This window comes from Pelotomaculum propionicicum, assembly GCF_004369225.1.
GTDB lineage: Bacteria > Bacillota > Desulfotomaculia > Desulfotomaculales > Pelotomaculaceae > Pelotomaculum_B > Pelotomaculum_B propionicicum.
Genome location: NZ_QFFZ01000001.1, coordinates 1 through 26,718, shown reverse-complemented (window position 1 = coordinate 26,718; position 26,718 = coordinate 1). Strand labels below are relative to the sequence as shown.

The window sequence follows — 26,718 nt, the reverse complement described above, 5'->3', positions numbered from 1 at the left end:
GTAAAAAGTAGGTTTTATCCTGGGATTAGGCGGGCTTGATTTGAAGCCGGATAAGGGGACAGCCTTGCCGTTCCAGGTTTTTTGAAGGAGGACAAGCTTATGTTAACCGGTAGCGACATCGGGGTGGATCTGGGCACGGCCAACGTGCTGGTTTTTGTAAAAGGAAAGGGAATTGTTCTGCATGAACCTTCAGTTGTGGCCATGGATAAAGAGAGCGGCAGGGTTATCGCTGTCGGCGCCGAGGCCCGCAGGATGCTGGGACGGACCCCCGGCAATATCATTGCTATACGTCCCCTGCGTGACGGGGTGATCGCCGACTATGATGTAACGGAAAAAATGCTGCGCTACTTTATCAGCAAAGCTGACGGGGGGAAAAAATTCTTTTTCCGGCCCAGGATTATGGTTTGCATACCTTCCGGTGTCACCGGGGTCGAGGAGAGGGCTGTGCGGCAGGCGGCCATCCAGGCCGGCGCCAAAGAGGCGCACTTAATTGAGGAACCACTCGCCGCCGCCCTGGGAGCGGGCCTTGATATCTCTCAGCCAAGCGGCAGCATGGTGGTGGATATCGGTGGGGGAACCACAGATATCGCCGTGCTTTCGCTGGGAGGTATTGTGTGCAGCAAGTCCCTGCGGGTGGGCGGGGACAAAATTGACGAGGCCATAGTCAAGTATATACGCAGAGAGTACAGCCTTGCCATCGGCGAGCGTACAGGTGAAGAATTGAAGATGGAGATCGGAACCGCCCACCTGCAGGGCGCGGAAGATAAAACAATGGAAATCCGGGGCCGGGATATGCTCTCCGGGCTGCCCAAGGCGGTTATAGTTTCCCGGCGCCAGGTTCACGAAGCGATCAAGGAGACTCTGGAGTTGATTGTGGGCGGTGTAAAAGAAGTGCTGGAACGCACCTCGCCCGAACTTGCCGCCGATATCGTAAATAAAGGGATCATCGCGACCGGCGGCGGCGCTCTGTTGGAGGGTATTGACAGGTTGCTCAGCATTGAAACGGGACTGCCTGTCTATATTGCGGATGATCCGCTTTCCTGTGTCGCCAAGGGGACCGGCCGCGCCCTGAATAACATGGGTATAATCAGCGCCGCCAGCAGGGGTAAGGTTGTTAGAAAGTAGCTGTTGCCCCGCACATATTGAACAAAGTCAATAAAAGTATTTTGTGCTTGCATCAGGTAAAAGACCGGAACGTCCGGTCTGTATTTTTATTGGAAAAAAAAGTTGTTAATTATATTAACTATTTTAACAGGAAAATTACGAAGGCTTGTCGAAGGTGTTAACCGGCAGAATACAAATGCTTGTTTTATCCAGATTATTTGGGGGTACTCATGTGGTTTTTTAACAGACCTTTCGGTATAAAAACCTTTTTAAAAATACTGGCGGCTCTTGCCGGGTTTTTATTTCTCTTCCTTTTCTCAAGCTCCGTTTCTTATCCTTTACCGCCTGGACTTGGCTCATTTCAAGGAGCAGACGCTAATGTTCCCATTGCTCAAGAAGCGATACCGGAACAGCCTTTTACATACCCTGTTTCTTTTCTGAATGACCGGGCCAGGGATATTACCGGCGCTGCCGCTGTAAATGCCCCGGGTTTTATCGTGCCCGGCGGTTTGACCGGAGAAGGCCAAATTGTGGCTATAGCCGACAGCGGCCTGGATATAGGATCAACAGATGACATCCACCCGGATCTCAAGAGCCGGCCCGGCAAAATGCCCAAGATAGTTTTGTTGAAATCCTGGGCGGGCCGGGATGTGCCGGATGACCCGGACGGGCACGGCACCCACATGGCGGCCACCATCGCCGGGACGGGCGCGGCTTCAGACGGTAAATTCAAAGGCGTGGCGCCGGGCGCCAGCATCTACTTCCAGGCTATACTTAATAAGGATGGGGATATAGGCCTCCCCGGCAATCTTTATGACCTGTTCTGGCCGGCCTACTCGGCAGGCGCCCGCATCCACGTCGACGCCTGGGGCGGCGGGCCGGACACATACCTCAAGCCTGCGGCGCAGGTGGACGAATTTGTGCGCAATCATCCCGACTTCCTGGTAATCTTCGGCGCCGGTAACAGCGGGCCGTCATCCGCGACACTTACGAGCGAAGCCAACAGCAAAAATGCCCTGGCGGTCGGGGCTTCAATACTGCCCCGGCCCGCCTTCGTGCCCGGCGCGAACAATACCTCCGCGGCAGCCGATTTGTCTTCACGCGGCCCCGCTGGAGACGGGCGGATAAAACCCGAACTTCTCGTCCCCGCTTCCGCGGTGATTTCAGCTAAATCCCGCCTGGTCGAAGGCAACCTGCAGGGGTTCCCCGACTACACACAGATGCAGGGGACAAGCATGGCCGCAGCTGTCGCCGGCGGCTCCTCAGCCATTGTACGGGAGTATTTAAAGAAATATATGAATCTGGCCACTCCTTCAGCCGCCCTGGTCAAGTCCGCGTTGATCAATGGCGCCCGCTCCGCCCAAGGTGGTCCGTCCAAGGAAGGCTTCGGTATAATCGACCTGGCGGGAACGCTAATCGCACTAAAAGAGGGGTCCATCCATCTGGCCGACGAGTGGGCGGGAGTAACCCAGGGAAACGAGGTTGTCTATACTTTACATGTTTCCGACTCAAATGCCCCTCTTAAAGCAACCCTGGCCTGGACCGACCCGCCTGTCGAGCCGGGCAGCGGCCGCACCCTGGTTAATGACCTTGACTTGATTGTCAAAACGCCTGACGGGAGGGTATATTACGGCAACCATTTCCTCGGCCAAAACACTCCGGACAGGACAAACAATGTAGAACAGGTATACCTGCCGGCGCCCGTGCCCGGGGACTATACTGTGCGGGTGGCGGGCGCCGCTGTTCAACAGAATACTGTACGCGCGGGCACAACTGTAGCACAGGATTTTGCCCTGGCCTGGGGCCAGACTCCGGTTGAAAGTATGATGACCAGGGGTGATAACAGATCAATTTCACTGGCGAACGGTTCCTCGTTCAGTCCGGCTGACGTGCCGGTGGTTAACCTGATCGACGACAGCATCGCCCCGTCAGACGCGGAACACTTTTTCCCCGGAGCGGAAGTTTTCCGGGCGCCGGACCGGGCCTACATAATAACCCGTTTGTGGCGGGCGGCGGGTGTAAAGGTTCTCAAGACGGCGGCAGGCTTTGTTTTTACAGAAATCAACCTCGCCGTGAGGCTCGGTGGGTACAATCTGGCCCCTGATGAGGGGGGAGTATTGTTAAACAACTACGCCGCAGATCCTGATAAAATTCCGCCGGGGGTAGAAGTCAGCGCGGTTATAAACCCGCGTGAACAGAATATAAGGCAGGTGCGGGCTTCATATATTAAGAAGGAAGGGGTAGTCCTGGCCGTAGACGCTGAGGAAGAGGAGAAAACACTGACACTTGCCGGTGATGAAGGTACTTACCGAGTCTCTCCGACCGCGGTTTACTCTTATGAGGACACTTACACGAGCGCTGAGACGGCGGACGCCCCTTTCGGCACCGGCGCTCTGGAAGAACTTAAGGACGTCCTGCCGGGAATGCCTGTAAGCTTGCAACTGGCTCCTTCCAGCGGGGATATTCAGTATCTTACCGTCAAGCGGAATGTGGCGCTGGGGACCGTTTACAAGACGGTTGCTTCCACCGGCGAAATAATTCTGGAAAATGGAGATTCTTACAAGATTTTTCCCGGCGCCATGGTAAAAAGGGACAGGGAAACTTGCAGCTTTGAAGCCGTCAAGCCGGGTGACCACGTCTCGGCTGCGCTTCTGCCGGACACAGGTGAGGTCATCGGCCTGGTTGCTTTCAGCAAGGTGCTTTACGGCAGGGTAATTGATTTTAGCAGTAAGAACAGAACTGTTTACCTGCTGGATGACAACGGGCGCTACCATTCCTTTGGGCTGCCCGGGAGCGCGGTCATTTACCGCTGGGGAGTCAGGGCGACAGCCAATACTATTGCCGTCGGGGGCCGGGTCAGGGTTGTCACCGACCCGGCCGGCCAGGAAGTGTGGAGGCTGGATCTGGCGGAGACGCTTTTTGATAAAAGCGCTCTGTTGAAGTATAACGGAGCCGGAGGCGTGATTGCAACCTCGCAAGGTGTTCAGTACCGGCTTTCCGGTTCAACCCGTTTTTATAAAAACGGTTGCCCGGCGCTGCCGGAGGATTTACTGCCCGGCGAGCAGCTTGAATTGGAATACACGGCTGCGCCCTTTCCCGCCGGCAATGTGCTTTTTACGGTTAACTGCCGCTCTGCCGCCCCGCCGCCTGCGTTGCTGACATCAATCGTTACTCTTGAGGGGCGCTTGGTTCTCACCGGCAGGACCGGTACAAATACAAAGGTCTATATTTGGCGGGGGGACGCCAGGCAGGCGGCGCCTGTGGACGAATCGGGCCGTTTTAATTTTACCCTGCCCCTGGGGGGCGAAGGGGAATATAACTTGTTCGTTGAAGCTTTAAACAGGCAGACGGGGGGTATCACAGGCAGGCAAATATCCATTGCGGCAAAAAAGGATAAAGATGAAACAGTGCGGAGCGCTCTTAAGGAAACAATAGAACAAGCGGGGAAGAGTTATCTGCCTGACGCGCCGTTAGCGCGGGCGGAAGCGGCGGCCGTACTGGCGCGGCTTTTAAACTGGCCGGCGCTAAGTGATTCGCCCCTGCCGTTTTCCGACATCAATGATATTCCGGCGCCGTTCCGTTCAGCCGTAGCCGAGGCCCGGGCGCGGGGTATTTTTAAAGGCTACTCTGGAGGCCTCTTTTTACCATTGGCCGGCCTCAGCCGGGCAGAGGCAGCGGTTGTTTTCGCCTCCGTCCTGCGGGAACTCGGGCTGGATGTTAAAACATCTTCGTCACTGCCCTATACGGACGCCGCCGTCATACCGGCCTGGGCCGCCTCAGCCGTGGCGGAGACCGCTGCCGCGGGGATTTTTCAAGCCCGCTGGAACGGCGCTTTCGCACCCGGGGATTCAATTAACGCTGCCGAGATGGCTGCGGCTTTAAAAGGCCTGCTTGAGTATTGCGAGACAGAGTACGCGGGGAAATAGCCGGGATAAAAAGGCCTGAAAACCGTATTCCGCAGGTTTTCAGGCCTTTTTTACAGAAATATTTTAATTGCTTTCCAGCCATAACGTGATAACTCTCTTGCCTGCTTCGGACTCCCAGTCGTCCAACTGCTGTTTATATGTCGCGGCCTGATTTTCCAACTGCCGCCGCTCTTCAGCGTCACGGGCCGAACTCAGGCGTGACAGCAGGTCATTGTACTGGATTGCTTTTTCGTTATATTGGAAAGTAATGTCGCGGCTTTCGTCCGTCCTGTCTATTACAGTTCCCATGTCAATTAGCTTTGTAACCAATTCCGGGGCGCGGTCCACCGGCAGGGACATCCATATTACTATGATCTTCTTGTCACCGCTCTGTTCCGGCCATACCTGCGTAAACGCTCCTTCTCCGGCCGCAAATGCCACCGCTTTAGCCCTGGCTTCCGCCAGGTTGCTGACCGCTACCTTTAAAAACGTGCTGTTTGTTTTCATTCCGCCGCTCATCAAAGCACGCGTTCCTTCCGGCAAAGAGGCCACGGCGATGGCGGCGCTTTGACCGCCGGAAGTGTTCGCGGGTAGAGCTTCGCCTGGATCGCCGTTCGGGTTGTTTGGCCGGCCGGCGCCTTTATCACCGGAGCCCGGCTCCATGTTCGCGCCCGGCTCCTTACCCGTGTCGGCCGGCTGAGCAGGATCTCCCCGCGGTGGCTGGTGGTTGTCTGAAATTACTGTTGGATCGCCTTTATTATCGATAGCGGGGGGCGCCTGAACAACCGTTTTCCAGGTGCCGGCTAATTGCAGCCCGGCGTTTATTCCCGCCGAGCCCCCCGCCAGGAGCAATAGCGCGGCGGCGGCCGCAAGAACAGCTTTGCGCCAGGCCTCCGGCAGCCGCGCCAAGGCGGACCGGCGCTCCAGCCGCACCCTGCTCATTACGTTTTTGCACAAATCCGGGGGCGCCGGCACTTCGTCCCGGCCAATCTTCCTCAGTGTCTCTGACAGCCGTTTTTGCAGGCCCAATTCGCGGGCGCATACTGAACAGCACGCCAGATGTTCCGCAAGCGCGTTGCTGTCTTCACCTGAAAGCGCTCCGTCCGGTTGTTCGGCTATTATGAATAATGCTTCCCGGCAATCCATCAGACGCCACCTGCCTTTCCCGCTGCCTGCTTATTTCGCGTTTTCCCGCGCCACTTGCGTCATTCTGTGTCTCATTACCTCGCGCGCCCGGCTGAGCCGGGATTTTACCGTGCCAAGGGTACAGCCCAGCATGCGCGACACCTCTTCGTAACTGTAACCTTCGATTTCACGCAACACCAGCACCGCCTTGTGCTCTTCCGACAGCCCGTCCAGCACAGCCCGTACAAGTCCGCGAAACTCCTTTTCCTCCAGTGCCTGAAGCGGGTCGCTGTCCCAGTCCGGCACGTCGCGCCGTATTTCGCCTCCGTTATCTCCCTGGAAAGGTTCGTCGAGGGACAGCGGAGGTGTTCCTTTATTATTTTTACGCCGGTAATTAAGCCATATATTAACTGTAATCCTGTGCATCCAGGTGCCGAAATCAGCTTCGTTGCGAAACCCCCCTATAGCCCTGTATGCTTTGATAAAGGCTTCCTGGGCCAGGTCCTGCGCGTCGTCTTGATTGCCGGCCAGGTGGACGCAAAGTGAATAAACCTTATTTTGGTAAAGGCGCACCAATTCTTCAAACGCGGATAAGTCGTTATTTTGAGCATTTTTAACCAGTGTCCTGGTATCTCTCACGGGGAAGCAACTCCTGCGGGAAATCCTCCCCGTTTTACTGTTAGACACGCGCCGGATGATAAAAGTTCCAGCCAGGGGAGGCCCATATAACTTTTTGTTTTTATAATGTAACTTTGTGCGAACAAGTTCCGACAGGCCTTACAAGTTCCCAAAGCGCAAGCGCGAATTTATTCGGGCCAGGGAATAGGGACACGCTCCCGCGGGGAATGTAATCCGGATTTGCGGCGGAACCGGTCTTGATTTTTGCTTATTTGATGATATCACACGACCTTGCCGGGCGCAATCAGAGAGAAATTTTTGACAACCGGACTGTTAAAGATAAATTAAACCGGTCCCGCCCCGGGCGGATTTAGTCAAAGAGAAACCCGGGCTCTTTTATAGTTAAATAAATTAATAAAATTTTCTACACCTCAATGGAACTTTTGGGGCTCACTGGCTGTCTAACTAATCAGGTAGCAATGAAGGGAAAGGCAGTCTGCCAGGCAGGAATTTGCCTGGGCGTGTAGAATTTGTCTTTTACTTGTTGTCTGCCGGTTTTTCAGGCAACGACCAGAGAAGCAGCACCGCTCACAGTTTTTACGCAGCAATATTTTTGATAATTTTCTAGGGGGGGGGTTGAAAGAAGCTAGTCTTAAGGGCGGGTTAAGGGTAATGCCCGCGAACCAGCCTGAATGGTCGAAATATTTTTCAAGGAGGGAAAAAAGTGAAGGCAAAAAGAAGAATTCTTTCTATTCTCGTAACATTGTCCATGGTTATGGCCCTGCTGGTTCCCCTGGCGGGAGTGGCCGGCGCGGCGGCGGTAACCTACACCACCACAACAACCTTACCGTCGTTTGATCCCAGTGAAGACGCTGACGCTATTACAGCGGCGACCGTAGAGGTGAATATTGATCCTTACAATAACACCACCAGTAAAGCTTTGCTGGAAGTGATAGACAGCAGCGGCAAGTCCCTGCCTATCGTATCCGTTAATGGTACTGCTGTTGACGCCAAAATTTATCAGTATACTTTCGTAAGAGAAGGTACTATTGATAGAGCGGCATGGCAGGATTTAGTGATTGTTTTTGACGGCAGCGACGCCAATACCGGCGAAGTGCAGGCCAAGTTCTCGAAGTGCTCCGGCCAGCTCGTCGGCGGCACCGTGACGATTGCCAACGCCAAGGGCGGCGCGATCGAAGTGACAGTTCCCAGCGTGGTTTCTATTAGCGACGCCGGATGCTCGGCATCAGGCGACAACGCTGTTACCATCCGCGTAAACGAAACTGTGGCCGGCGGCTTTGAACGCGGCGCGGAATCCGTTAAGTTTAAGCTGCCCAACGGCTTCAAGTGGAACGGCGCGGAATTCGAAACCTTAAATAAGAACGTTGAAGGTTGGGATTACGACCTTCTGGATAACGACAGGACCCTTGCGGTTGATAACCCGGGCGGTTACAGCGGCACCGTATTGCTTGAAATTAAAGCCGGCCTTACCGTGGACAGCACTGTGGCCAAGTACGGCGACGTGAAAGTTAAAATCAGCGGCGAAAGCACTGTTACCCCAAGTGATGCTGTAATCGCCACCTATGGCGACTACGAAGCAACAGTATCAGAAGTAACCACCGAGACTGTCATGTCCGGCCAGAAAGAGCAGGATGTAGGGAAATTCGCCATCGAAGAAGCCCTGCCGGGCACTCTGGTCGAAAACCGTACCATCATCCTGACCCTGCCCGAGCAGGCCAAGTGGGATGGAGATCTGTATGAACTTTCCAGCGGAGATTCCGATAACTTGGGTGACTTCGAAATAGGCGATTTTGAACCGGTCGGTACCGACAACCGCTCCATTAAAGCAGTGATAGAAACTCCCTCAAGCGGCGACGAGCCCACCAAGATTGTGTTCAAGAATGGCCAGATCAGCGTCAGGGCTGACTATACCGGCGACATCATCCTTACGGTTGAAGGTTCCGCGGGAGCCAAAGGCACTGTAAAGATAGCTGAGGCCAAGGCGCCTGTGACAGCGACAGCCGAAAGCAAGCCCGAAGTGATTATAGGTATGGGCTCCCAGAAGGCCGCCGATATTACCATTACCGAAACTAAGGAAGAAGCCCTGCAGGCTACTTATGAGGATACCGTGCTTGGTGAAGACGCCGATGGCGACCCGGTATGGCTTGAAGGAACAGCCGAAGCTTATCTGAACATCGAAGCGCCTCCTGGTGTAAGGTTCGCCTCCGTGCCGACCTTTACCGTGACCGGCGATTTGGAAATCGGAGAAGCCCTGTGCGACACCGACTCTCAGAATGTCCAAGTAAGAATCGAGAGCACCAGCACCGAGCCGGCTTCGATTAAAGTATCCGACATTGAGCTGATCGTCGACCGTACGGTTCCGGAAGGCGACATCAAGTTGAAGGTCGGCGGCACCTCGCTGGTTGAAAACAACATCAGCGATTTGTTCCCGAACATCAACTGGGTCACCAAGGTAGCGGTTGCCAAGGTTATCACCCCCGCTCCGGAAACTACCAAGGTAACCACAGTCTTCAAGATCGGCGATACTAAGTACACTGTGAACGGCGTTGAGAAGACCGCGGATGTCGCTCCGTACATCAAGGACGACCGCACCTACCTGCCGATCAGGTATGCCGCTTACGCTGCCGGTGTTACTGACAGCAACATCATCTGGAACGCCGCAGAGCAAAGCGTCGTTCTGGTCAAGGGTGACCGCGTGGTCAAGCTGACCGTCGGCAGCACCTCGATGTTGATTAACGGTGTTCCCTTTGCGATGGACGTAGCTCCGGAGATCGTGGATCCCGGCCGTGTTATGCTTCCGCTCCGCTGGGTAGCCCAGGCTCTTGGCTGCCAGGTCAATTGGGATGCCGCAACTCAGTCTGTAACAATTAACTAAAAGTTCAATTAAAAAAGGAACCGGGTTCTTACGGGAACCCGGTTCCTTTATCTTCAGGAATATATCTCCGGATAAAAAAGGATACTGTCATTAAATATAGAAAAATATATTAAATATAAATACTATAATAAGGAGGTAAAATTTGGTGACGGCGGGAAAGCTAAGAGGTAGAGGTAAAGTTGGAATTGTTGCTGTTTCAGTCGTTTTGGCGCTGGCATTATTTTTTGCTTGCGCGGGCGTGGCTTCGGCTGAGACTGTTGTTAAGGTAAACGGGCAGGCAATATTTTTTGACCAGCCGCCGCAAATAATCGAAGGGAGGACGCTGGTCCCGGTAAGGGCCATTTTCGAAGCGCTCGGCGCCGGAGTGGTCTGGCAGCAGGAAACCAGCACGGTTATCGCCACGCGGAGCGGCACCACCGTCACTTTGCAGGTGGGCAACAAGCAGGCGTTGAAAAACACGGACAAGATATATTTGGATGTCCCTCCACAAATTATCGGGAGCAGGGTGCTGGTGCCGCTGCGGTTTGTAAGTGAATCCTTCGGCGCCTATGTGTCCTGGGACGGCGAACACAGCACCATCCGGATTTCCAACAGGGCCGAGAACCCGCCTACCGGCTCGCCGGCGGCGCAGGGAAACTACGATCCCTCGACAGGATTAACTCTGAAAACAAGACTCAACAACAAGGCTGATTTGGAAATTATATTGGAACCGGGCGCTTTGGTCAAGGCCGCGCCGGTAGCCTTGTACACCAGCACCGCCAGGTCATTCAGGCTGATTACGGGAGCCGATGTGGTTACGCAAAGCCTGCCGGGCAAGAGCGGTTATGAGGGGGCCCGCATTAAGGTAATATATACTGAAAAATGGCCCTTTGAGCTGAAACGTCCGGTTGTTTTGGGAAATAACGAAATGATCGGCAACCGCTGCTGGATCGGCAAGGATATTATCCGGGCAGGCGCCCAGGTGCTGGAGAATGACACGGACCTCAATGTTATCGAAGCTAATGAGGATCAGTGGTCAAGAACGGAAGTGCTGTATTGATTTCAGCATTATCTAAAAAGTTCTCAAAATAGCCGACTTTATACTTGACTGTTGAAAAAAGCGGAGATATTATTTAAGTATATTTATTATTAAATTATTTAAACATTTGAAAGGGTTGGTTATGGTGCGCAGATTCCTTACAATACTTACGTTTAGTTTGATACTGGCTTTTGGCTTTGCCGGCGCCCAGGCGTGGGCGGCAAAGGAACCGGCGTCACCAGAATTCACCTTGCAGCAGGCGATTGAACAGGCCAAAGCACACAGTGAAACTCTCAAGTCCATGAAATACGATGTGGATCGTGGTTATGAGGTCCGCCAGTATGTCGGCGACAAGGTGGAATTTACACCGTTGGAAGCGTCAAACAGCGCGGCGGATACCTTGTTCAAAAACTTGATGTCGGCCGACTTGACCTGGCGTAGCGCCAAACGCAGTTATGAAGCGCAGGAAGACACCATAGTCATGACGACTTACAAAACTTATTACGGTTTGCTGCAGGCGATTGAAAATGTAAAGGTGGCGAAGATCCAGGCGGATAGCGCCGATTGGCAGCACCGGGTCGCCGCGGCTACTTACCGGGTAGGCATTCTCAACAAGATGGGTATGCTGCAGGCCGACGCCACCCTGGCAGGTTCGAAGGCGACCCTGGAGGCGGCTAATAAAGCGCTGGAAGACTCTTACCAGAAGTTTAACCAGTTAGTCGGGTTGTGGCCTGAGGACAGGCCCGTACTGGTGGATAAGCCAAGCTATAACGAGGTAAAAATAGATAACCTGGACTACGAGGTTGCCAAAGCTATGGCCGCAAGCCCTTCTATCTGGCTGGCCCGGCAGAAAGTCGACCTGGCCCAAATAAACCTGAATCTATATAGTTTTAATAATTCTTCGGAACCATATATAGCCAAACAAATAGACTTGGAAAAAACAGAAATCGCGGTTCAGGACACCACCGAACAACTGGGCAAGCTCGTCCGTACACTTTACTACACCATAAAACAGACGGAGGAACAATACGCCACCGCCCAGGAAACTGTTAAAACTGCGGAAGAAGCGCTCAGAGTGGTGAAGGTTAAGTACGACGTCGGCATGGCCACTTCAGCGGAGGTTCACGCGGCCGAGGCCACCTTGGCCCAGGCCGAGAAGTCGTTTTTCGACCTTGCCTGCCAGCATGAAATCTACGCTCTGGCCTTTCAAAAACCATGGGCGTACGCCGCTTCCTGAAATTAAAACAGCGTTAGATCATGAAAAAACAACATGGTATTTGCAACCGCGTTCCCTTTGCCGGAACCGGTTTTTTTTATTGGAAAAACCTTGACGGGCGGGTGAATGGAAAGTATACTTTTAACGATTGATAATTAGTTATCTTAACTATATTGGCGAGGAGGTTTATGATGTGCAAAGGATGCTGGTAATTGTTTTTACTCTTGCTTTGATCTTATGGCCTTGCGTGATTGCCGGGGCGGCGGAACCTGCGCCGCCGGCTTTAACTATCGGTTTAGCTAACCAGCCGATTGGGGATATTGCCTTAACTGAGAGTGAGGCAGGGAGCTTTACCGTGCCTGGCCAAATCGTCCTTAAGGTTCCCGCCGGCGTGACCTTCTCGGCCGCGCCTGATGTCACCGTGGTGGACGGCGACCTGCAAATCGACGCCTCGGGTGTCAGCACTGATACCACGCCCGCCAACGAGGGACTGGTTCTCATTAAGGTTAAAAGCAGCAGCAATGAACCTTCTGTCATTAAAATCAGCGGCCTGAAGCTGACCCTTGACCGTACCGTTCCGGAAGGCGACATATTGCTGAAGATTGGCGGCAGCTCACTGGTTGAAAGCAATATAGACACCTTATTCCCGAACGTCAACTGGGTTGCCAAGGTAGTGGTTGCCAGGGTTGTCACCCCCGCGCCGGAAAACACCAGGGCAACCACAGTCTTCAAAATAGGTGACCCGAAGTACTCGGTAAACGGCGTTGAGCAGACCGCGGACGCGGCCCCGTACCTTAAAGACGGCCGGACATACCTGCCGCTCAGGTTAGCAGCCAAAGCTGCCGGCATAGCTGAAGACAATATCATTTGGAACGCCGGCGACCGGAGCGTAACCCTGATCAATGGCGGTAGTTCGGTCAGGCTGGTAATCGGCAGCAACATTATGATCTTAAACAATGTGCCCGTCACTGTGGACGCGGCTCCTGAAGCAGTGGAGCCCGGCCGCGCCATGCTGCCGTTGAGGGCTGTTGCCCAGGCTCTTGGTTGTAACGTTCAGTGGGACGCGGCAACCCAAACCGTAACGGTTAACTAACCTGAAAATAAAATAAGTAGAGTGCTCTTATCTATTCTGATTTCGGGTAAACATATTGACAGGATTTACAGGATTAATTAGGATTTACATGATTTAATATACTTTTTAAAGTTAAAACATCTATAAATTTAATTTAAATAATCCTTGTTTATAGTCTCAATGTATTTTAGCCTGAGAAACTTTAAGATTAAAATTTATTTTTAGAAATCCTGTTAATAAATTTAAATCTTGTCAATCCTGTCAAATTGTTTAAATTGCGAAAGGCTTCAGGCTGCGGGTGGAGGCGCTGCGGACGCAAAGCGCCTCTTTCTTATTAGGCAAGGCAGGGAATTTGTTAGATAATGTAGAATAAACAATCAGTTAAGGTTTTAAAACCAAGGAGCTGTACCCGTTGTCCAAGAGTGCTGGCAAGTCAAATAAAAAATTGTCCGGTGAGGTAACAAGAAGGACGCCTGAGGTTGACAGAAAAAAAGGAGATATAAAAAAGGCCGGGGGTATTAAAAAAACGGCTGAAATGGTTCCGTGGGAATGGAGTCATACAGTAGCCTTTTGGGGGTTGGCTGTTTTGCTGTTTTTTCCCAACTACTTCAAGGCTTTGTATTTCCCGGCCCAGCAGGAACGCGCTTTAATTTTTGCAGCCATTGTTTTCTGGTTCGCCTGGCTGTGGCAATGGTCCCAACAGGACAACGGCTTCCTTAACAGCCCGCTGGATTATTTTGCCCTGGCCTTCCCGGCGGTCTACCTTATTTCAGCATTTCAGGCGGCTAACTATGGCCTGGCGGTGGACGAGGCCGTTAAGGCAACCCTCTACTTTATGGTCTACTGGACAGCTTCAAGGCTGGTTAGAAACGAGCGGGATATTGTCACTGTCTTAAACGTAATATACATGAGCGCGATAGGCGTGGCCCTGGCCGGCCTGGCCGCCGCCACCAACATAATTCATATCAATAGAGGATTTCTTGACGGCAGGCTCTGTTCTGTTTTCCAATATCCTAATACCCTGGCCAGCTACTTGCTGGCGGTTGCCTTAATAGGCCTGTATCTCTGGAGGAGGGCCGCCGCGGTTGAAACATCCAAGCACATTATACAATACCTTTATACCGCGGCCAATTTCCTGATATTAGCGGTTTTCATCGGTACCAAATCCCAGGGCGGCTTCTTGGTTTTCCTGTTTGTCTTTATCCTCTTTTTCATTGTCATACCGAAAGTTGACCGGGCGCCTGTATTTATACACTTTGTCACCTGCTGCCTGTTCTCTGCCCTAACAATGTGGGGTTTTCTGCACGCTGTCGCAGGCGGTAAAACGGGCCTGGCGTGGCTGTGGATCCTGCTTGGATTGATATGTGCGCCGGCCGCGCATTTGCTTTATAACTTTGGCGCAAGCAAAGGACTGTCACACTGGATTGCCGGGCATAAAAAAATCGTGCTGGCCGCTTTTTTACTTTTTGTTGTAATTTGTTTGGCCGGAGCCGCTGTTTATGCCGCCGGCCATGGCGATATTGTCAGAGCGGGGATTGAAAAGATCCGTCTTCGCAATGCCGCCGAGCGGATGTACTTTTACCATGACGCGCTGAAAATGTTCAGGGAACGCCCCATTCTCGGCTGGGGCGGCGGCGGCTGGGATGAAGCGTACCGCGCCTACCAGAGTTACTTCTACAACTCTGACAAGGTGCACGGGTATTACTTTCAGGTCCTGGTGGAAACGGGCATTGTCGGACTCCTGGCGCTTCTGGCGGTTTGGGCGGGTTTTTTACATCTGACCCACCGCCTTTATCATCAAGCTAAAACAAATTACGCCGGAAGGTTCCTGATAAGTGTGATAACGGTTTCTGCCGTCTCTTTGGGACTTCATGCCGCGATAGATTTTGACCTTTCGCTGTCAGCCCTGGCTTTAGTTCTGTGGACAATGTTTGGTTTGGCCAGGGGCGCCGGGATTTATTCCGGCGCGGGGGCGGCAGGGAAGAAGAGCGGAAAACATGTGGCGCCGCGTTATGTTGCGCCGGCAGGCGTTTTGGCCGCATTAATTCTAGTAATTGCCTGCGCCGCGTCACTGGCGCTGGCGGGTAATTACTCGGCAAGGGTCGGGACAAGAGTACAGAGTCAGAACGTCAACCAGAGTATAGAACTGTTGAAAAAAGCATCGGCTTATAACCCCTTTGCGGCAGACTACCACAGCAACCTGGCCCGGCTTTACCAGTACCAGGGAAATTCCGCGGAAGCCGTCGCCCAGGCCCGGCGGGCGACAGAACTGAGTAAATACAGCGCCATACGTTATACCGAACTCGCCAGCCTTTTTTATAACAGGGAGGATGGCGGCGCGGAAGCCGTTGCATACGCTGAAAAAGCCCTGTCCCTGGAACCTTTTCAAATTGAGCGGTATGAGTTTCTGGCGGCGACTTGTTTTAACGCGGGCTATAATAATCTGCTGGCCGGAAACAGGGACATGGCAAAACAGTACTTTGAGCAGGCCGCCGGCGTGCCGGACCGCGTCGAAGACATAGCGGCAACCTTGAATGATACCGAGAAAGAGCTCTGGAAAGACAGCCCGATGATTAACCCTACCGCGCCGGTTAAACTTAATGCGGGAAAGTCGCTGTGTCTTCTGGGCCGCTGGCCTGAGGCGGAGCAGAATCTTCAGGCCGCCCTCGCCGGCGAAAAAGTCAAGGGCGAGGCCGTACTGTGGCTGGCTGTCCTGCGCGACAAACAGGGCCGTACCCAGGAGGCGCAAAACCTCCTTGCCGAAGCGGAGCGGCTGGCGCCCGGCAGCGCGAAGAAATTTGAGGAGTTAAGCGGCGCCGGGATCTTAACCAATTAATTAAATGATTATACCGTTAGCTCAGTGAAAAGAAAAACAATTCGACAGGATTTACTGGATTTAAAAAGATTAACAGGATTATAAAACATTTTCATTTAAAATTCTTTCTTGTAAAATTTTTACAAGGAAACATTAATGAGTATTAATGGGTAAAGAAACAATTATAAAGAGTCTTTTATATATATTTTATAAAAACCTGTAAATCCTTTTAATCCTGTAAATCCTGTCAATTTGTTTACTGAGTAAAAGAAATAATCATAATTAATTATTATTAGGGAGCGGAAATGAGTAAAATATCGGTCTCCTTCGTGGAAGAAAAAGAGCATATGCGCCACCGCCTGACCCGCTACTGCGACCTGGTCACGGGCCTGGCCCTGCGGGACGTGAAGATGCGCTACCAGCTTTCCGTCCTGGGGCTGTACTGGGCGGTTTTAAACCCGCTCTTGATGACAGCCGTATGGAGCTTTGTCTTCAGCAAGATTTTCCGCGCGGAAGGCATCAAAGGAGTGCCTTACGTTGTTTTTCTTTTTTGCGGCCTCACCTTCTGGAATCTTTTTTCCAACTCCCTGATGACCGCCGTGAACTGCCTGACGGGCAACGCCAGCCTGCTCTCCAAGCTCTACTTCCCCAGGGTTATCCTGCCGACGTCTTCAGTGATGGCGCGGCTGGTTGACTTTGCCTTTTCATTGATCGTGCTTGCCATACTGATGGTTATCTACCGGGTCACGCCCGGCTGTAAACTATACTGGCTCCCCCTGCTCATCGTGATCGAGCTTGTCTTTACCCTGGGCCTGGCTTACATCGTTTCAGCGGTAAACGTGCTTTACCGGGATTTGGGCCAGATCCTGAGCGTATTGCTCACACTCTGGCTGTATATATCTCCCGTTATTTATACCCTGGAGCAGGTGCCGCCCGGGATCAAGGACTATTTTATCTGCAACCCCGTCGGCGAGCTGATTTACATGGAAGTAAACGTTGTACTGGGCAGCGGAGTTGTGGATCCGGCGGCGCTGGGTGTCACCGCCTTGATTTCCGCTGGTGTGTTCCTGCTGGGCCTTCTGGTGTTTCGCCGTTTGGAGTCTGCCTTTGCGGAGGTCATGTAATTTTGCCTGTCATTGAAGTGAACGGCTTGTGTAAAAAATTTATGCTGCGCGCCGACCGCGCCGACAGTTTCTCCAAAATGTTCAACACCTTGTTTCGCCGCGCGAATCACGGGGAAGACAGGGAATTCTGGGCGCTGAAAGATGTCAGCTTCAGTGTCCCGGAAGGAAAAAGCGTCGGTGTGATCGGTGTCAACGGTTCTGGTAAGAGCACCCTGTTAAAGCTGCTCACCGGCACTCTAAGGCCGACTAAGGGCCACATCACCGTGCGGGGCAAAAGGTCGTCCCTGATCGAACTCGGCGCGGGCTTTCACCCGGACTTTTCGGGCCGGGACAACGTTTATTTAAACGGCATGATCCTGGGCATGTCCCGGGCGCGGGTAAAAGAGAAGTTCGAAGAGATTGTGGCCTTCGCCGAGCTGGAGCAGTTTATTGACGTGCCCGTCAAATATTACTCCTCCGGCATGCAGGCCCGCCTTGGCTTCGCCGCCGCCACCGCCGTGGAGCCGGACATACTGATAGTGGATGAGGTGCTGGCCGTGGGGGACAGCAGCTTCCAGCTGAAATGCCTCAGCCGCATCCGGGAGATGCAGGGCAGGGGGGTGAGCATCGTGCTGGTCTCCCACGGTATGGGCGACATCGAGGCCGTCTGCGACGAGGTTTTATGGCTGCACAAAGGCGAGGCTGTTATGTTCGGCAACACCGGGGATGTGGTGCGGGAATACCGCGTTAACCAGGGACTGCCGCTGCCCGGGCATGCCGGGGCTTAAAATTTCCTTCCTTATATATATACGCTCCTTTCCATCCGGAAGGGCGTTTTTTTTGCCCAAAAAAAATTATTTTATTGATGAAATTTCTGGAGGGATTACCGTAACCGCGTTGAATATATATTTTTAAGTTGATACCATTCATGAAACATTGCAACTAAATATGTCCTGCCAGGCATAAACATTTATTTGAAATAAAGCTCCAAAATTCGCTATTTGTCGAATTTTGTCGATAATTTTTTAAAATATTTCCTGAAAAATATGGAGGAATAACCATCTTGACGTTGAATATTCGCTATGTGAGATAGATATCAACCACTAAACATTGCAACCAAAATGCCGATTAAGGAAAGTGGCGTTTGTTTTTCCACCGGTTTTCATCCCTTTAATCAAGGGTGGAACATAATATATTGCTTATGGGAGGTGATTGAGCACGGCGGAGGAAGCCCGGCCGTGCAAAACTAACCCAGGAGGTGAGAGGTGGTCTAGGTGGCCAACATTTACAGCCGTCCGAAGGCGTATGTGTCCTTTCAGGTCCGGATCTCGCCCGACCTGAAAGAGAAGCTGGCGCGAAGATCCTTCGAAACCGGGGTAAGTCAGGCGTCCATCGTCATCGCCGCGTTGCAACACTATATGGACGCGGGCCTCACGCCACAAGAAGACCAGTTGCAGGAAGTGGAAGAAGGGGTCTTGGAAGACGAAGACGAACAGGATGACCGGTAGCAGCTATCCGGCAGAGGTTCGCCAGCGCAAAAGTTTGAAAATTATGCGGGAGGTGAGAGGTGATCATATTTGGATAACGTTTTCTGCGGCGCCAGGGCGTATGTTGCTTTCCAGGTGCGGGTCTGTCCGGAGCTTAAAGAAAGGCTGGAGCGCCGGTCCACTGAAACCGGCTTGAGCCAGCGGGCCATCGTGGCGGACGCCTTGAGATATTACCTGAGACGCAGTGGAAGCTCAGGTAAACCCGCAAGAAACTATGCCAGATAAAACAGTCAAGTTAGCGACAATGCTAAAGGAGGATTGCAGAATTAATGTCTAACCAATCAGCTAATATTAAAAAATTAAGCATGCTGGTTATCCTGGCTGTGGCGTTGACACTGGCGCTGGCTGTGCCGGCGTTCGCCAGTGTAACAGCTATAAATGTCGACGGACCGGACGGTGTCCTGCCTGTTGGCAGCAACGCCACCTTCACGGCCACCGCCAGCAACCCCGGCGGCACTACCCTGTACCAGTTCTGGGTACACGACCAGAACGGCTGGGCGACAGTGCAGGATTATTCCAGCACCAATACCTACACCATGGGCAACCTGCAAGCCGGCAGCTATGTCTTCGCGGTGTACGCTCTTGACCAGGCCGACAAGGATGCCGGCAACTGGGCCGCGGCCAAGTACCAGTCATTTGTTATCAACGTGGGCAGCAGCGTGAGCCTGAGCGGCGTTTATGCCAGCAACCAGATTACCCTCACCGCCGCCTCGATCAACCTGACCAACCCGGTCTACCAGTTCTGGTATCAAAAGCCGGACGGCAGCTGGGTCGGCACTGATTATACCTCAAGCGCCACCTACAGCTTTACCCCCGCCGCTGAGGGAGTCTACAAGGCGATTGTTTTCGCCAAGGATCCCTACGCGCCGAACGATGACACCCACTCCGTGTGGAGCACTGTGCAAACAATAGAAGTAGCTTTTCCGCCTTATGTGCAGTCGGTAAGCGCTGTTAACTCCGGTGCGGAAGATATCATCACCGTGACCTTTGACGGGCCTTTGGCAGCCGGCTCGGCGCTGCCCACCGCCAGTGACTTCCTTACCACACGTACCATCAACACTTTGGTGGATACCACCGCTTTAACCGAGACCGGTATTACTGTATCCGCCGACCTGAGATCCGTCACCTATAGAGTTCCCGCCGTTGTCAGAAACGCGACGGAACAAAGGGTTCTCTATTCTGTCAAGTTCAGATACGGCGCTACCGTGCAGGCGGCAGCTGAAATTGTAATGCCCAGCATTTACCCGTCTATCACCGGTTTGACCATCACCAGCGCCACCATTCTGGACGTGACCGTCACCGGGTCCACCACCGGGCTCACTATCAACAGTGACGACTTCACCGTAACCGTCAACGGCAGCACTGTTACGCCGCAGTCCGTCGGCGCCGGCGGTGTTATCGGACATTATAACATTACCCTGGCGGCCCCGTTGGCGCCTGACCAGGTAGTGGTCGTGACCGGCAGGGGAGACCTGATCGGCAGCCAAAGCGCTACCTACATGCCCACTTCCAACGCCTTGACTGTCGACGCGACAGCGGATACAGCCAAGATCGTCAGCACTAACGGCGGCGACTTTGCCGACCGCGGCGCCCGGATCATGAACGTGACCGCCAGCGGTTTGACAGGCAGCGTCGATGTCGCGCTGATTCCCGCCGCCTCGGTGCGCGTGGCCGCTAACGGCACACGTACATTCATGGATGCGAATTTAGACAACCGCGTAGACGCTATAGGGGCTTCAGCCGCCGTTATTGAAAGAATTCAAGGAGTTCCAGTAGGAGCAGGAGTAACTTTTGTAAATGCTGTGCCGATACCCGCTTCCAATAACATCGAAGTGAAGATCGACTGCCTTGTCCCGAACACCGAGGCCTACACTCTGGTCTGGCGGGACAGCAACAACGACAACCAGCTCAACCTGGACGCCAACAATGTACCCACTGAGACCTATGTGCTCAGCGGCAGAACCACATGGACCCTCGCCGAGTCCGGGATGGCCAATCTTCCCGGCCAAGCTGTTGCCACGACCACCAAAAATGAGGATAAGTTCAGTAATGGCGCAGGTAACAGCTTCGATTACGACAGCAACGACCAGTTCCGCTATTTAGGCGTCAACATCACCATGGATCAATTCGAGTCGGTATTAAGCGCTGGTGATGTGCTCAATATCAGCTACGCGCCGGATCCGGCCGGCGTCTCCACATTTGATTACGTAGTGGAAGCTGACTGGCTGCCTGTAGTCAACGTCAACACCACACCGGGCAACTTCGACAGCGGCATCGCCAACAACGATATTCAGGTTGTGTTTAACACTCCGGCCGCCAACAATGCTCCGGCCACCACCTACAACTACGTGGTGCAGAGAGCGTCTATCGTTGGACCGGACGGACTGCCGAACACCGCTGACGACATCGATGTGACCGTGCCCGCCAACAGGGCTCTTGTCACCTGGAACACCCTCACCACCATCGCGGCCAATCCGGGAGCGCTGGTCCAGTACAACGACTTGAACGTTGCCAACGGCCGCTGGGCTTACCGTGTGAGCCTGACCAACCCCGTTTCCGGTATCGGCGTTATAGGTACGGCAGCCGGTGGAGATGACTGGAACAACGTTATTGAAACCATGCCGGCCGCGGCCGACGCAGTGCCGCCGCTTATCGTGGCGGGCGCCGTTGATGACAATGGAACTCCCGCGCTGCTTGACAGCGGCGACCGGATCAGCATGCTCTTCAGCGAACCAATGGCTCTTGCAGCGGGCGACATCATTCGCTTGTCAGAGGGTCCCGGTACCAGTGAGTTCACCAATATCACCCTGGGCGCCGGCAACACCTTCACCACCCAGACCATTGGCGGCCAGACCCTGCTGATTGTGACCCTGACCGCGACTCCCGCTGTTAGTGGGGACGACGACGGCAACAACGCCAACAATATAACCAACCTGGCTATTGACATTCCAGGCGTGCTGGTAGTAGTCAACCAGAACGGCGTCACCGACCTGGCCGGTAATAATCTGGTCGTACCGGCACCTCTTCCCATTGACGCTACGGCTCCGGTGCCCGCAATGGCACCAGGACCAGTACCTATTGGTAGCACAGTCTTTACTATTAGCTTCAACGAGCCTGTTGACCGTGTAAGCCTGGCTAACCCGGCCAACTACCATGTGTGGCAGACTGGCGGCGTGGTTGAAGACCCGGTCACCGCGGTTGAAGTGCTTGCCGCTAACAACCTGAACGACGTCAACCCTGCCGACGGTATTGGGGACGCCTGGACTAACGTGACTATCACAGTCCGCGATCCGCTGCAGCAACTTGCTTCCCTGACACACACCGTCGCCGACGTGAACGGTAACGTTGGCAGCAACACCCTCGTTGACGGCATTAACGCTGGTGTGACACCTGCGGCTCCGGTTGACGCAACTCCTACAGTTGCTATAAATCCTAGCGCTGCAGTAACAAACGACACTACACCTACATTTACCGGTACAGCTAACGACGACGGCACCGTTGCAAACGTCCAGGTTAGTTTGGACGGCGGTACAAATTGGTTCAGCGCTATTCCTGTGGACGGCGCGTTTGATGCCGCAGCCGAAAACTGGTCATTTACTCCTGCCGCACTGGCACCAGGAGCCTACACAATCACTGTCCGTGCCGTTGACAATGCTGGTCAACCCACGGCTGTAGCAGCATATGCTACATGGAACTTCACCGTAGACACAACCGCCCCGACATTTACAGTAACAGCCGGTGGTGTGGATACAGCTACGACCGTAGTATTTACTGCTAATGAAGACTTAGATCCGGCTTCGCTTAACGCGGCAAATGTGACCGCTGTGGGCGTAGCAATTAGTGGTGTAGCGATAGGAGGAGTAGGTAACAGAGATATCACTGTTACTCTGGCAGTTCCTCTTGCCGCCGCCAACACGGTAACATTAGGCCCCAACACCGTAGCCGATCTTGGAGGCAACGCAATTGCGGCCAATATCACTCGCACTGTGCCTACCGCTATCACATTTACTGCAGGTAGCGCAATATATAACGTTGCAACTAATGAAATCACCATTACCGGAGCAGGCTTCACTCAAATTGCTGCGGTCGGTACCGATGCGAAAGCGCTTTTGGATTGGAGCAAGTTTGCCTTGGCAGCTAATGGTGTCGCACAACCAGCCGTCACCTTGGCAGACATCACCAGTGCTTCTATCGGCGCTGATACCAATATGGTAATCAGGCTGAGTGATCCAAGGGCAGCGGCATTTGAAGCAGCGGCTGGTGCCTTAGATGCTACTGACACGTTGACTATTACTGCCGGATTTGCCAGCTATCCCGCACGAGTTGCTGCTGGCGCCGAAGCTGCGGCAACTATTCTACCTGCCGCATCAGACGCTCTTGCGGCTGATGGATTGGACGCGTAATTTAAACGAAGCGTTACTTCACAAGCTAATCAGTTAGCGAGAGAAGTAGGGAAGCCCAAGCCTGGAAACAGGCTTGGGCTTTTTGTTGTTTATCGAATACCACCTGCTATGCAGGTGGTTCTAAAAAGCTTATAGCTATGGGTAGAAATAAAAAGCCTCCAACTGTTACAATAATGCGGGTTTAGCCAACCGCATAAAAAACAGAAGGAGGTCGTACACCATAGACAACAATACACTAGCACAGGACCAACCAGGGGGACGGTTCTTCTGGCTGGTGAACGCACTCTAAGGGGTTGACTGCCGTTTACCGGCGGCCGGCCCCTTCCCGTTGGCCGGCGCCGAAGGCGGGAAGGCAAAACGAAGCGGAATTCAAGAGTATTATTCCTATGATCCCAGCCAGAATTGTCGGAGGCTTCTTAACCGGGGGCCGCGCCTCCCGGCGGCCGGGCTTGTAGATCGTAAAATAGAATTGACCCAGGCTCGTCAAGTAAAACTGACCCACCATATGATAAAATATCCCCCGAAAGGGGGATGCAAAAGAGGTGGTCAGTATGTACAAATGGCAACGTATCAAAGCTCTGCATGCCCAGGGGGTTAGCATCAGGAAAATAGCCAAAACAGTGGGGGTATCAAGGAACACCGTTAGAAAATACCTAAGAGATGTTAATCCGCCGGAGTTTAAGGCCAGAGAGTATGAAAAACAACTTGATCAGTACCGTGAAGAAATCCAAGCTATGCTCGATAAAGGCTATATTGGTACAAGAATCCACAAAGAACTGGTTCAAAAAGGCTATAACGGCTCTTTATCCAGTGTACACCGTTTCCTGCGAGCCTTTAAAGAAGATGATAAGGCCGAAAAATCAGCTACTACCCGTGTTGAAACTGATCCTGGCAGGCAGATGCAGTATGATTGGAAGGAGTGGATGCTGCCGGTTGCCGGAAAGCCACTAAAAATATATATCCATGAAGTAGTCTTATCATGCAGTCGGATGAAATATTATGCCTTCTCTTTGAGTATAACCACGGCCGACGTAATCCGTGCCCTTACTGAATCCTTTGACTTTTTTGGCGGGTATGCCCTGGAACTGGTAATGGATAATGCCAAGCAAATGGTTATTACCCACCGGGGAGACGGTATCGTTCGTTACAATGATGATTTTCTAAAGTTCTGCGGTTTATATGGTATCCAGCCATCAGCCTGCCAAAATTACCGTGCCAGAACAAAAGGAAAGGTTGAACGTCCGTTTTATTATGTTCAGGAACAACTGCTGCGTGGCCTGGAAGTGGACAGTTTAAGTGATTTTGCCGTTAAACTTAGAGAATTCCGGGATGAATACAATAAAAGACCCCACAGCACGTTGGGGCGGCCACCGGAGCAAATGTTTGAAGAAGAAAAGGCACACCTTTTGAAAATACCTTCTATCGAACCGGCTTTATTACAATTCAAAGAACCCAGGAGGGTAAGTAATGATGGCTATATTTCCTATGAGGGTAATCTTTATCCCGTCCCCATGCGCTACTGCACAAAAAGGGTGTGGATAGAGATTATCTATGGATGGCGAATGAAAGTATATGACGAGGTCGGAAAACTGTTGAGTAAGTTTGATCTTTACTTGCAGAAACAAGCCAGCCGTCCGATCCACCCGGAACATGAGGCTATGAATCATCAATTTCAAGAAAAGAAAACCAGAGTTCGTTCCGCTCTGGTAGAGAAGTTTATCAGAACTTTTGGCGAAGCTGGCCAGGTTTATCTGGAGGGCCTACGTAATCAGGCAGGTGCCAACCTCTACTGGCATTTAGCAGAAATTATGCGCTACCAAAACATATATACCACTGAAGAAATTATTACAGCCATAAAAGAATGTCTGAATATTGGCGCTTTCCACAAAAATAGTATTAAAAGACTACTGGAGAAAAAAGAAATTACCCCGCTTTCTTTGGCTGGTTATAACAAGACATGTCAACCAGGGGGACGGTTCTTCTGGCTGGTGAACGCACTCTCAACCACGGTGTCAACCAGGGGGACGGTTCTTCTGGCTGGTGAACGCACTCTAAGGGGTTGACTGCCGTTTACCGGCGGCCGGCCCCTTCCCGTTGCCGGGACAAACCAAGGGGACGGTTCGACAAGCCAAGGGGACGGTTCGAAAGCGCCGGGATAAACCGGCATAGAGTAGGGGATGAGAGAGCCCTACGGGGTCAACCAGGGGGACGGTTCTTCTGGCTGGTGAACGCACTCTAAGGGGTTGACTGCCGTTTACCGGCGGCCGCCAAACCGACAAGCCAAGGGGACGGTTCTCTTGGCTGGCGTTTTTCACCAGCCAAGAATCGCGGTAGGGACACCCGTTACCGGGTGCCCCACGCACAGATCCGTACGTGAGGAACTACCTCATACGGCTCCTACCTTGGGTTAGTGACGTAAAGGACAACCAGGGGGACAACCAGGGGGACGGTTCTCTTGGCAGGTATGATTACGGCGGCTGTGCGTAGATAAGTTAGGAAAAAGAACAGCCTACTGCGAATCGGATATCAACCAGGGGGACGGTTCTTCTGGCTGGTGAACGCACTCTGGACAAGCCAAGGGGACGGTTCTCTTGGCTTGCGTTTTTCACCAGCCAAGAATCGCGGTAGGGACACCCGTTACCGGGTGCCCCCAGCACAGATCCGTACGTGAGGAACTACCTCATACGGCTCCTACCTTGGGTTAGTGACGTAAAGCCTCTGGGATGGATATGGGTGTAGTATTTTCGCCGGACAACCAGGGGGACGGTTCTCTTGGCAGGTATGATTACGGCGGCTGTGCGTAGATAAGTTAGGAAAAAGAACAGCCTACTGCGAATCGCAAGGGGCTGTTTCTTTTTTTTAAAGCCTCCGGATACACGGACAGCAGAGTTCATAAGAGTCATTATCGGAACCAAAATTGATAATGTCAAAATGTTAAAAGATGAAGAATTATAAAGTTGTTATTGTTTTTTTCCATAGCCCCAAAAGAATAATTCAGTCAGCCATTGAATTCCCATAAATTTACTGCAGTTCCCAGTCATCGCGTGCAAGCGACAAAAGATCACGAGAAGCATGCACCACCGCAATTATTTCTACCATCTTCACGTCCCTCGCAATACGATATACGACGCGGTAGTTCTGAAAAAGTACTTCTCTCAACTGTTGGTCTGCAAATTCAGGAACTTCCCTACCCATAAATGGAAAGTATTTGAGCTTTTCACTCGCCTTAATAATTCTTTTTGTAAAATGGCTTGCATAATCTTGGAATCGACTGCTATATAATCGAAAACGTGTTTCAAATTTCTAACAGCACGCTCGGTCCAAATTATCCTTACCACGTTTCAATCTGCTCCAATAAATCCTCGGTAGACAATACGCGACCTTCCTCAGCATCTTTTAGTCCCTCCATAACTTGGGAGACAAAATATATCTGGTACATAATATCTTCAGCCGAGCATCCATCGGGTAACTTTTTGATCGCCTCGATAATGTTGTATTTAATTAAATCCATATACATTCTCATCTCCTTTTCTCAATTATACCACAAGCAATTCCATCATAGCATTCCTATTCGAAAGAGGGACAAGTGGAAGCTCTGGAGACACAAGGGGGCGGTTCTTGAAGGGGCCAATCTAATGACAACCAGGGGGACGGTTCTTCTGGCTGGTGAACGCACTCTAAGGGGTTGACTGCCGTTTACCGGCGGCCGGCCCCTTCCCGTTGGCCGGCGCCGAAGGCGGGGAGGCAAAACGAAGCGGAATTCAAGATTATTATTCCTATGATCCCAGCCAGGATTGTCGGAGGCTTCTTAACCGGGGGCCGCGCCTCCCGGCGGCCGGGCTCGCTGCGAAAGTCCGGGCTGCCCGCTGCAAAAGACCGCCACGGGAAGCCGGGGA

The 26,718-nt window shown here is 52.6% G+C and carries 18 protein-coding genes and 1 pseudogene; 13 read left to right on the top strand and 6 right to left on the bottom strand.

Annotated elements, in window-relative coordinates; translation table 11 throughout:
* Nucleotides 1-99 precede the first annotated feature (99 nt).
* Nucleotides 100-1,125, top strand: coding sequence for a rod shape-determining protein (gene mreB / locus Pmgp_RS00095; protein WP_134211934.1), 1,026 nt, complete (start codon nt 100-102; stop codon nt 1,123-1,125).
* A gap of 209 nt (nt 1,126-1,334) precedes the next feature.
* Complete coding sequence (locus tag Pmgp_RS00090) at nt 1,335-5,030, top strand: S8 family serine peptidase (protein WP_134211933.1); 3,696 nt, start codon at nt 1,335-1,337, stop codon at nt 5,028-5,030.
* A gap of 63 nt (nt 5,031-5,093) precedes the next feature.
* Here the strand turns inward: Pmgp_RS00090 and Pmgp_RS00085 are convergent, their stop codons facing one another.
* Together Pmgp_RS00085 and Pmgp_RS00080 are read right to left on the bottom strand one after the other, a co-directional pair.
* On the bottom strand, nt 5,094-6,155 hold the full coding sequence (locus Pmgp_RS00085) for an anti-sigma factor family protein (RefSeq protein WP_134211932.1): 1,062 nt from the start codon (nt 6,153-6,155) through the stop codon (nt 5,094-5,096).
* 30 nt (nt 6,156-6,185) lie between these two features.
* Nucleotides 6,186-6,773 carry an RNA polymerase sigma factor gene (locus Pmgp_RS00080; RefSeq protein WP_134211931.1) on the bottom strand — a complete coding sequence of 196 codons (588 nt, stop codon included), beginning with the start codon at nt 6,771-6,773 and terminating at the stop codon, nt 6,186-6,188.
* A 703-nt stretch (nt 6,774-7,476) separates the two neighbouring features.
* Between Pmgp_RS00080 and Pmgp_RS00075 the strand changes: the two genes are divergently transcribed.
* From Pmgp_RS00075 to Pmgp_RS00030, 10 genes are all read left to right on the top strand, one after another.
* Nucleotides 7,477-9,648, top strand: a complete 2,172-nt coding sequence (locus Pmgp_RS00075) for a copper amine oxidase N-terminal domain-containing protein (RefSeq protein WP_134211930.1) — start codon at nt 7,477-7,479, stop codon at nt 9,646-9,648.
* A 145-nt stretch (nt 9,649-9,793) separates the two neighbouring features.
* Nucleotides 9,794-10,687 carry a copper amine oxidase N-terminal domain-containing protein gene (locus Pmgp_RS00070; RefSeq protein WP_192902694.1) on the top strand — a complete coding sequence of 298 codons (894 nt, stop codon included), beginning with the start codon at nt 9,794-9,796 and terminating at the stop codon, nt 10,685-10,687.
* A 121-nt stretch (nt 10,688-10,808) separates the two neighbouring features.
* Complete coding sequence (locus Pmgp_RS00065) at nt 10,809-11,903, top strand: TolC family protein (RefSeq protein ID WP_134211928.1); 1,095 nt, start codon at nt 10,809-10,811, stop codon at nt 11,901-11,903.
* A 181-nt stretch (nt 11,904-12,084) separates the two neighbouring features.
* Nucleotides 12,085-12,975 (top strand): copper amine oxidase N-terminal domain-containing protein, encoded by an 891-nt coding sequence (locus Pmgp_RS00060; RefSeq protein WP_243119671.1) that lies wholly within the window; start codon nt 12,085-12,087, stop codon nt 12,973-12,975.
* Nucleotides 12,976-13,366: 391 nt separating this feature from the next.
* Nucleotides 13,367-15,790 (top strand): O-antigen ligase family protein, encoded by a 2,424-nt coding sequence (locus Pmgp_RS00055; RefSeq protein ID WP_134211926.1) that lies wholly within the window; start codon nt 13,367-13,369, stop codon nt 15,788-15,790.
* Between the two features lie 284 nt (nt 15,791-16,074).
* Entirely contained in the window at nt 16,075-16,893 is an 819-nt protein-coding gene (locus Pmgp_RS00050; RefSeq protein WP_243119659.1) for an ABC transporter permease, read from the top strand.
* A 2-nt stretch (nt 16,894-16,895) separates the two neighbouring features.
* On the top strand, nt 16,896-17,660 hold the full coding sequence (locus Pmgp_RS00045) for an ABC transporter ATP-binding protein (RefSeq protein WP_243119658.1): 765 nt from the start codon (nt 16,896-16,898) through the stop codon (nt 17,658-17,660).
* 486 nt (nt 17,661-18,146) lie between these two features.
* Nucleotides 18,147-18,380, top strand: a complete 234-nt coding sequence (locus Pmgp_RS00040) for a hypothetical protein (protein WP_134211924.1) — start codon at nt 18,147-18,149, stop codon at nt 18,378-18,380.
* 69 nt (nt 18,381-18,449) lie between these two features.
* Nucleotides 18,450-18,644, top strand: coding sequence for a ribbon-helix-helix protein, CopG family (locus Pmgp_RS00035; protein ID WP_134211923.1), 195 nt, complete (start codon nt 18,450-18,452; stop codon nt 18,642-18,644).
* A gap of 44 nt (nt 18,645-18,688) precedes the next feature.
* A complete protein-coding gene (locus tag Pmgp_RS00030; protein WP_134211922.1) occupies nt 18,689-22,822 on the top strand; it encodes an Ig-like domain-containing protein in 4,134 nt (1,377 codons plus the stop codon).
* A 304-nt stretch (nt 22,823-23,126) separates the two neighbouring features.
* Here the strand turns inward: Pmgp_RS00030 and Pmgp_RS00025 are convergent, their stop codons facing one another.
* The gene (locus Pmgp_RS00025; protein WP_134211921.1) at nt 23,127-23,327 is read right to left on the bottom strand and encodes a hypothetical protein; all 201 of its coding nucleotides are present in this window, start codon (nt 23,325-23,327) and stop codon (nt 23,127-23,129) included.
* 46 nt (nt 23,328-23,373) lie between these two features.
* On the opposite strand from Pmgp_RS00025, the gene istA reads away from it, so the two are divergent.
* On the top strand, nt 23,374-24,885 hold the full coding sequence (istA, locus tag Pmgp_RS00020) for an IS21 family transposase (RefSeq protein WP_205077891.1): 1,512 nt from the start codon (nt 23,374-23,376) through the stop codon (nt 24,883-24,885).
* A 958-nt stretch (nt 24,886-25,843) separates the two neighbouring features.
* Here the strand turns inward: istA and Pmgp_RS20740 are convergent.
* The 3 genes and pseudogenes from Pmgp_RS20740 to Pmgp_RS19530 form a co-directional block, all read right to left on the bottom strand.
* A pseudogene (locus tag Pmgp_RS20740) lies at nt 25,844-26,077 on the bottom strand (type II toxin-antitoxin system RelE/ParE family toxin); the annotation flags it as partial.
* Nucleotides 26,078-26,153: 76 nt separating this feature from the next.
* A complete protein-coding gene (locus Pmgp_RS00010; RefSeq protein WP_134211920.1) occupies nt 26,154-26,333 on the bottom strand; it encodes a hypothetical protein in 180 nt (59 codons plus the stop codon).
* Between the two features lie 185 nt (nt 26,334-26,518).
* Nucleotides 26,519-26,718: hypothetical protein (locus Pmgp_RS19530; RefSeq protein ID WP_192902693.1), on the bottom strand; the 200-nt coding region annotated here is incomplete at its 5' end.

Excerpts from the sequence above, each read along its gene's own strand:
- mreB (WP_134211934.1), top strand. The coding sequence starts at position 100 with ATGTTAACCGGTAGCGACATCGGGGTGGATCTGGGCACGGCCAACGTG.
- Pmgp_RS00090 (WP_134211933.1), top strand. The coding sequence starts at position 1,335 with ATGTGGTTTTTTAACAGACCTTTCGGTATAAAAACCTTTTTAAAAATA.
- Pmgp_RS00085 (WP_134211932.1), bottom strand. The coding sequence starts at position 6,155 with ATGGATTGCCGGGAAGCATTATTCATAATAGCCGAACAACCGGACGGA.
- Pmgp_RS00065 (WP_134211928.1), top strand. The coding sequence starts at position 10,809 with ATGGTGCGCAGATTCCTTACAATACTTACGTTTAGTTTGATACTGGCT.
- Pmgp_RS00060 (WP_243119671.1), top strand. The coding sequence starts at position 12,085 with ATGCTGGTAATTGTTTTTACTCTTGCTTTGATCTTATGGCCTTGCGTG.
- Pmgp_RS00050 (WP_243119659.1), top strand. The coding sequence starts at position 16,075 with ATGAGTAAAATATCGGTCTCCTTCGTGGAAGAAAAAGAGCATATGCGC.
- Pmgp_RS00030 (WP_134211922.1), top strand. The coding sequence starts at position 18,689 with ATGTCTAACCAATCAGCTAATATTAAAAAATTAAGCATGCTGGTTATC.
- Pmgp_RS00025 (WP_134211921.1), bottom strand. The coding sequence starts at position 23,327 with ATGGTGGGTCAGTTTTACTTGACGAGCCTGGGTCAATTCTATTTTACG.
- istA (WP_205077891.1), top strand. The coding sequence starts at position 23,374 with ATGTACAAATGGCAACGTATCAAAGCTCTGCATGCCCAGGGGGTTAGC.
- Pmgp_RS00010 (WP_134211920.1), bottom strand. The coding sequence starts at position 26,333 with ATGGATTTAATTAAATACAACATTATCGAGGCGATCAAAAAGTTACCC.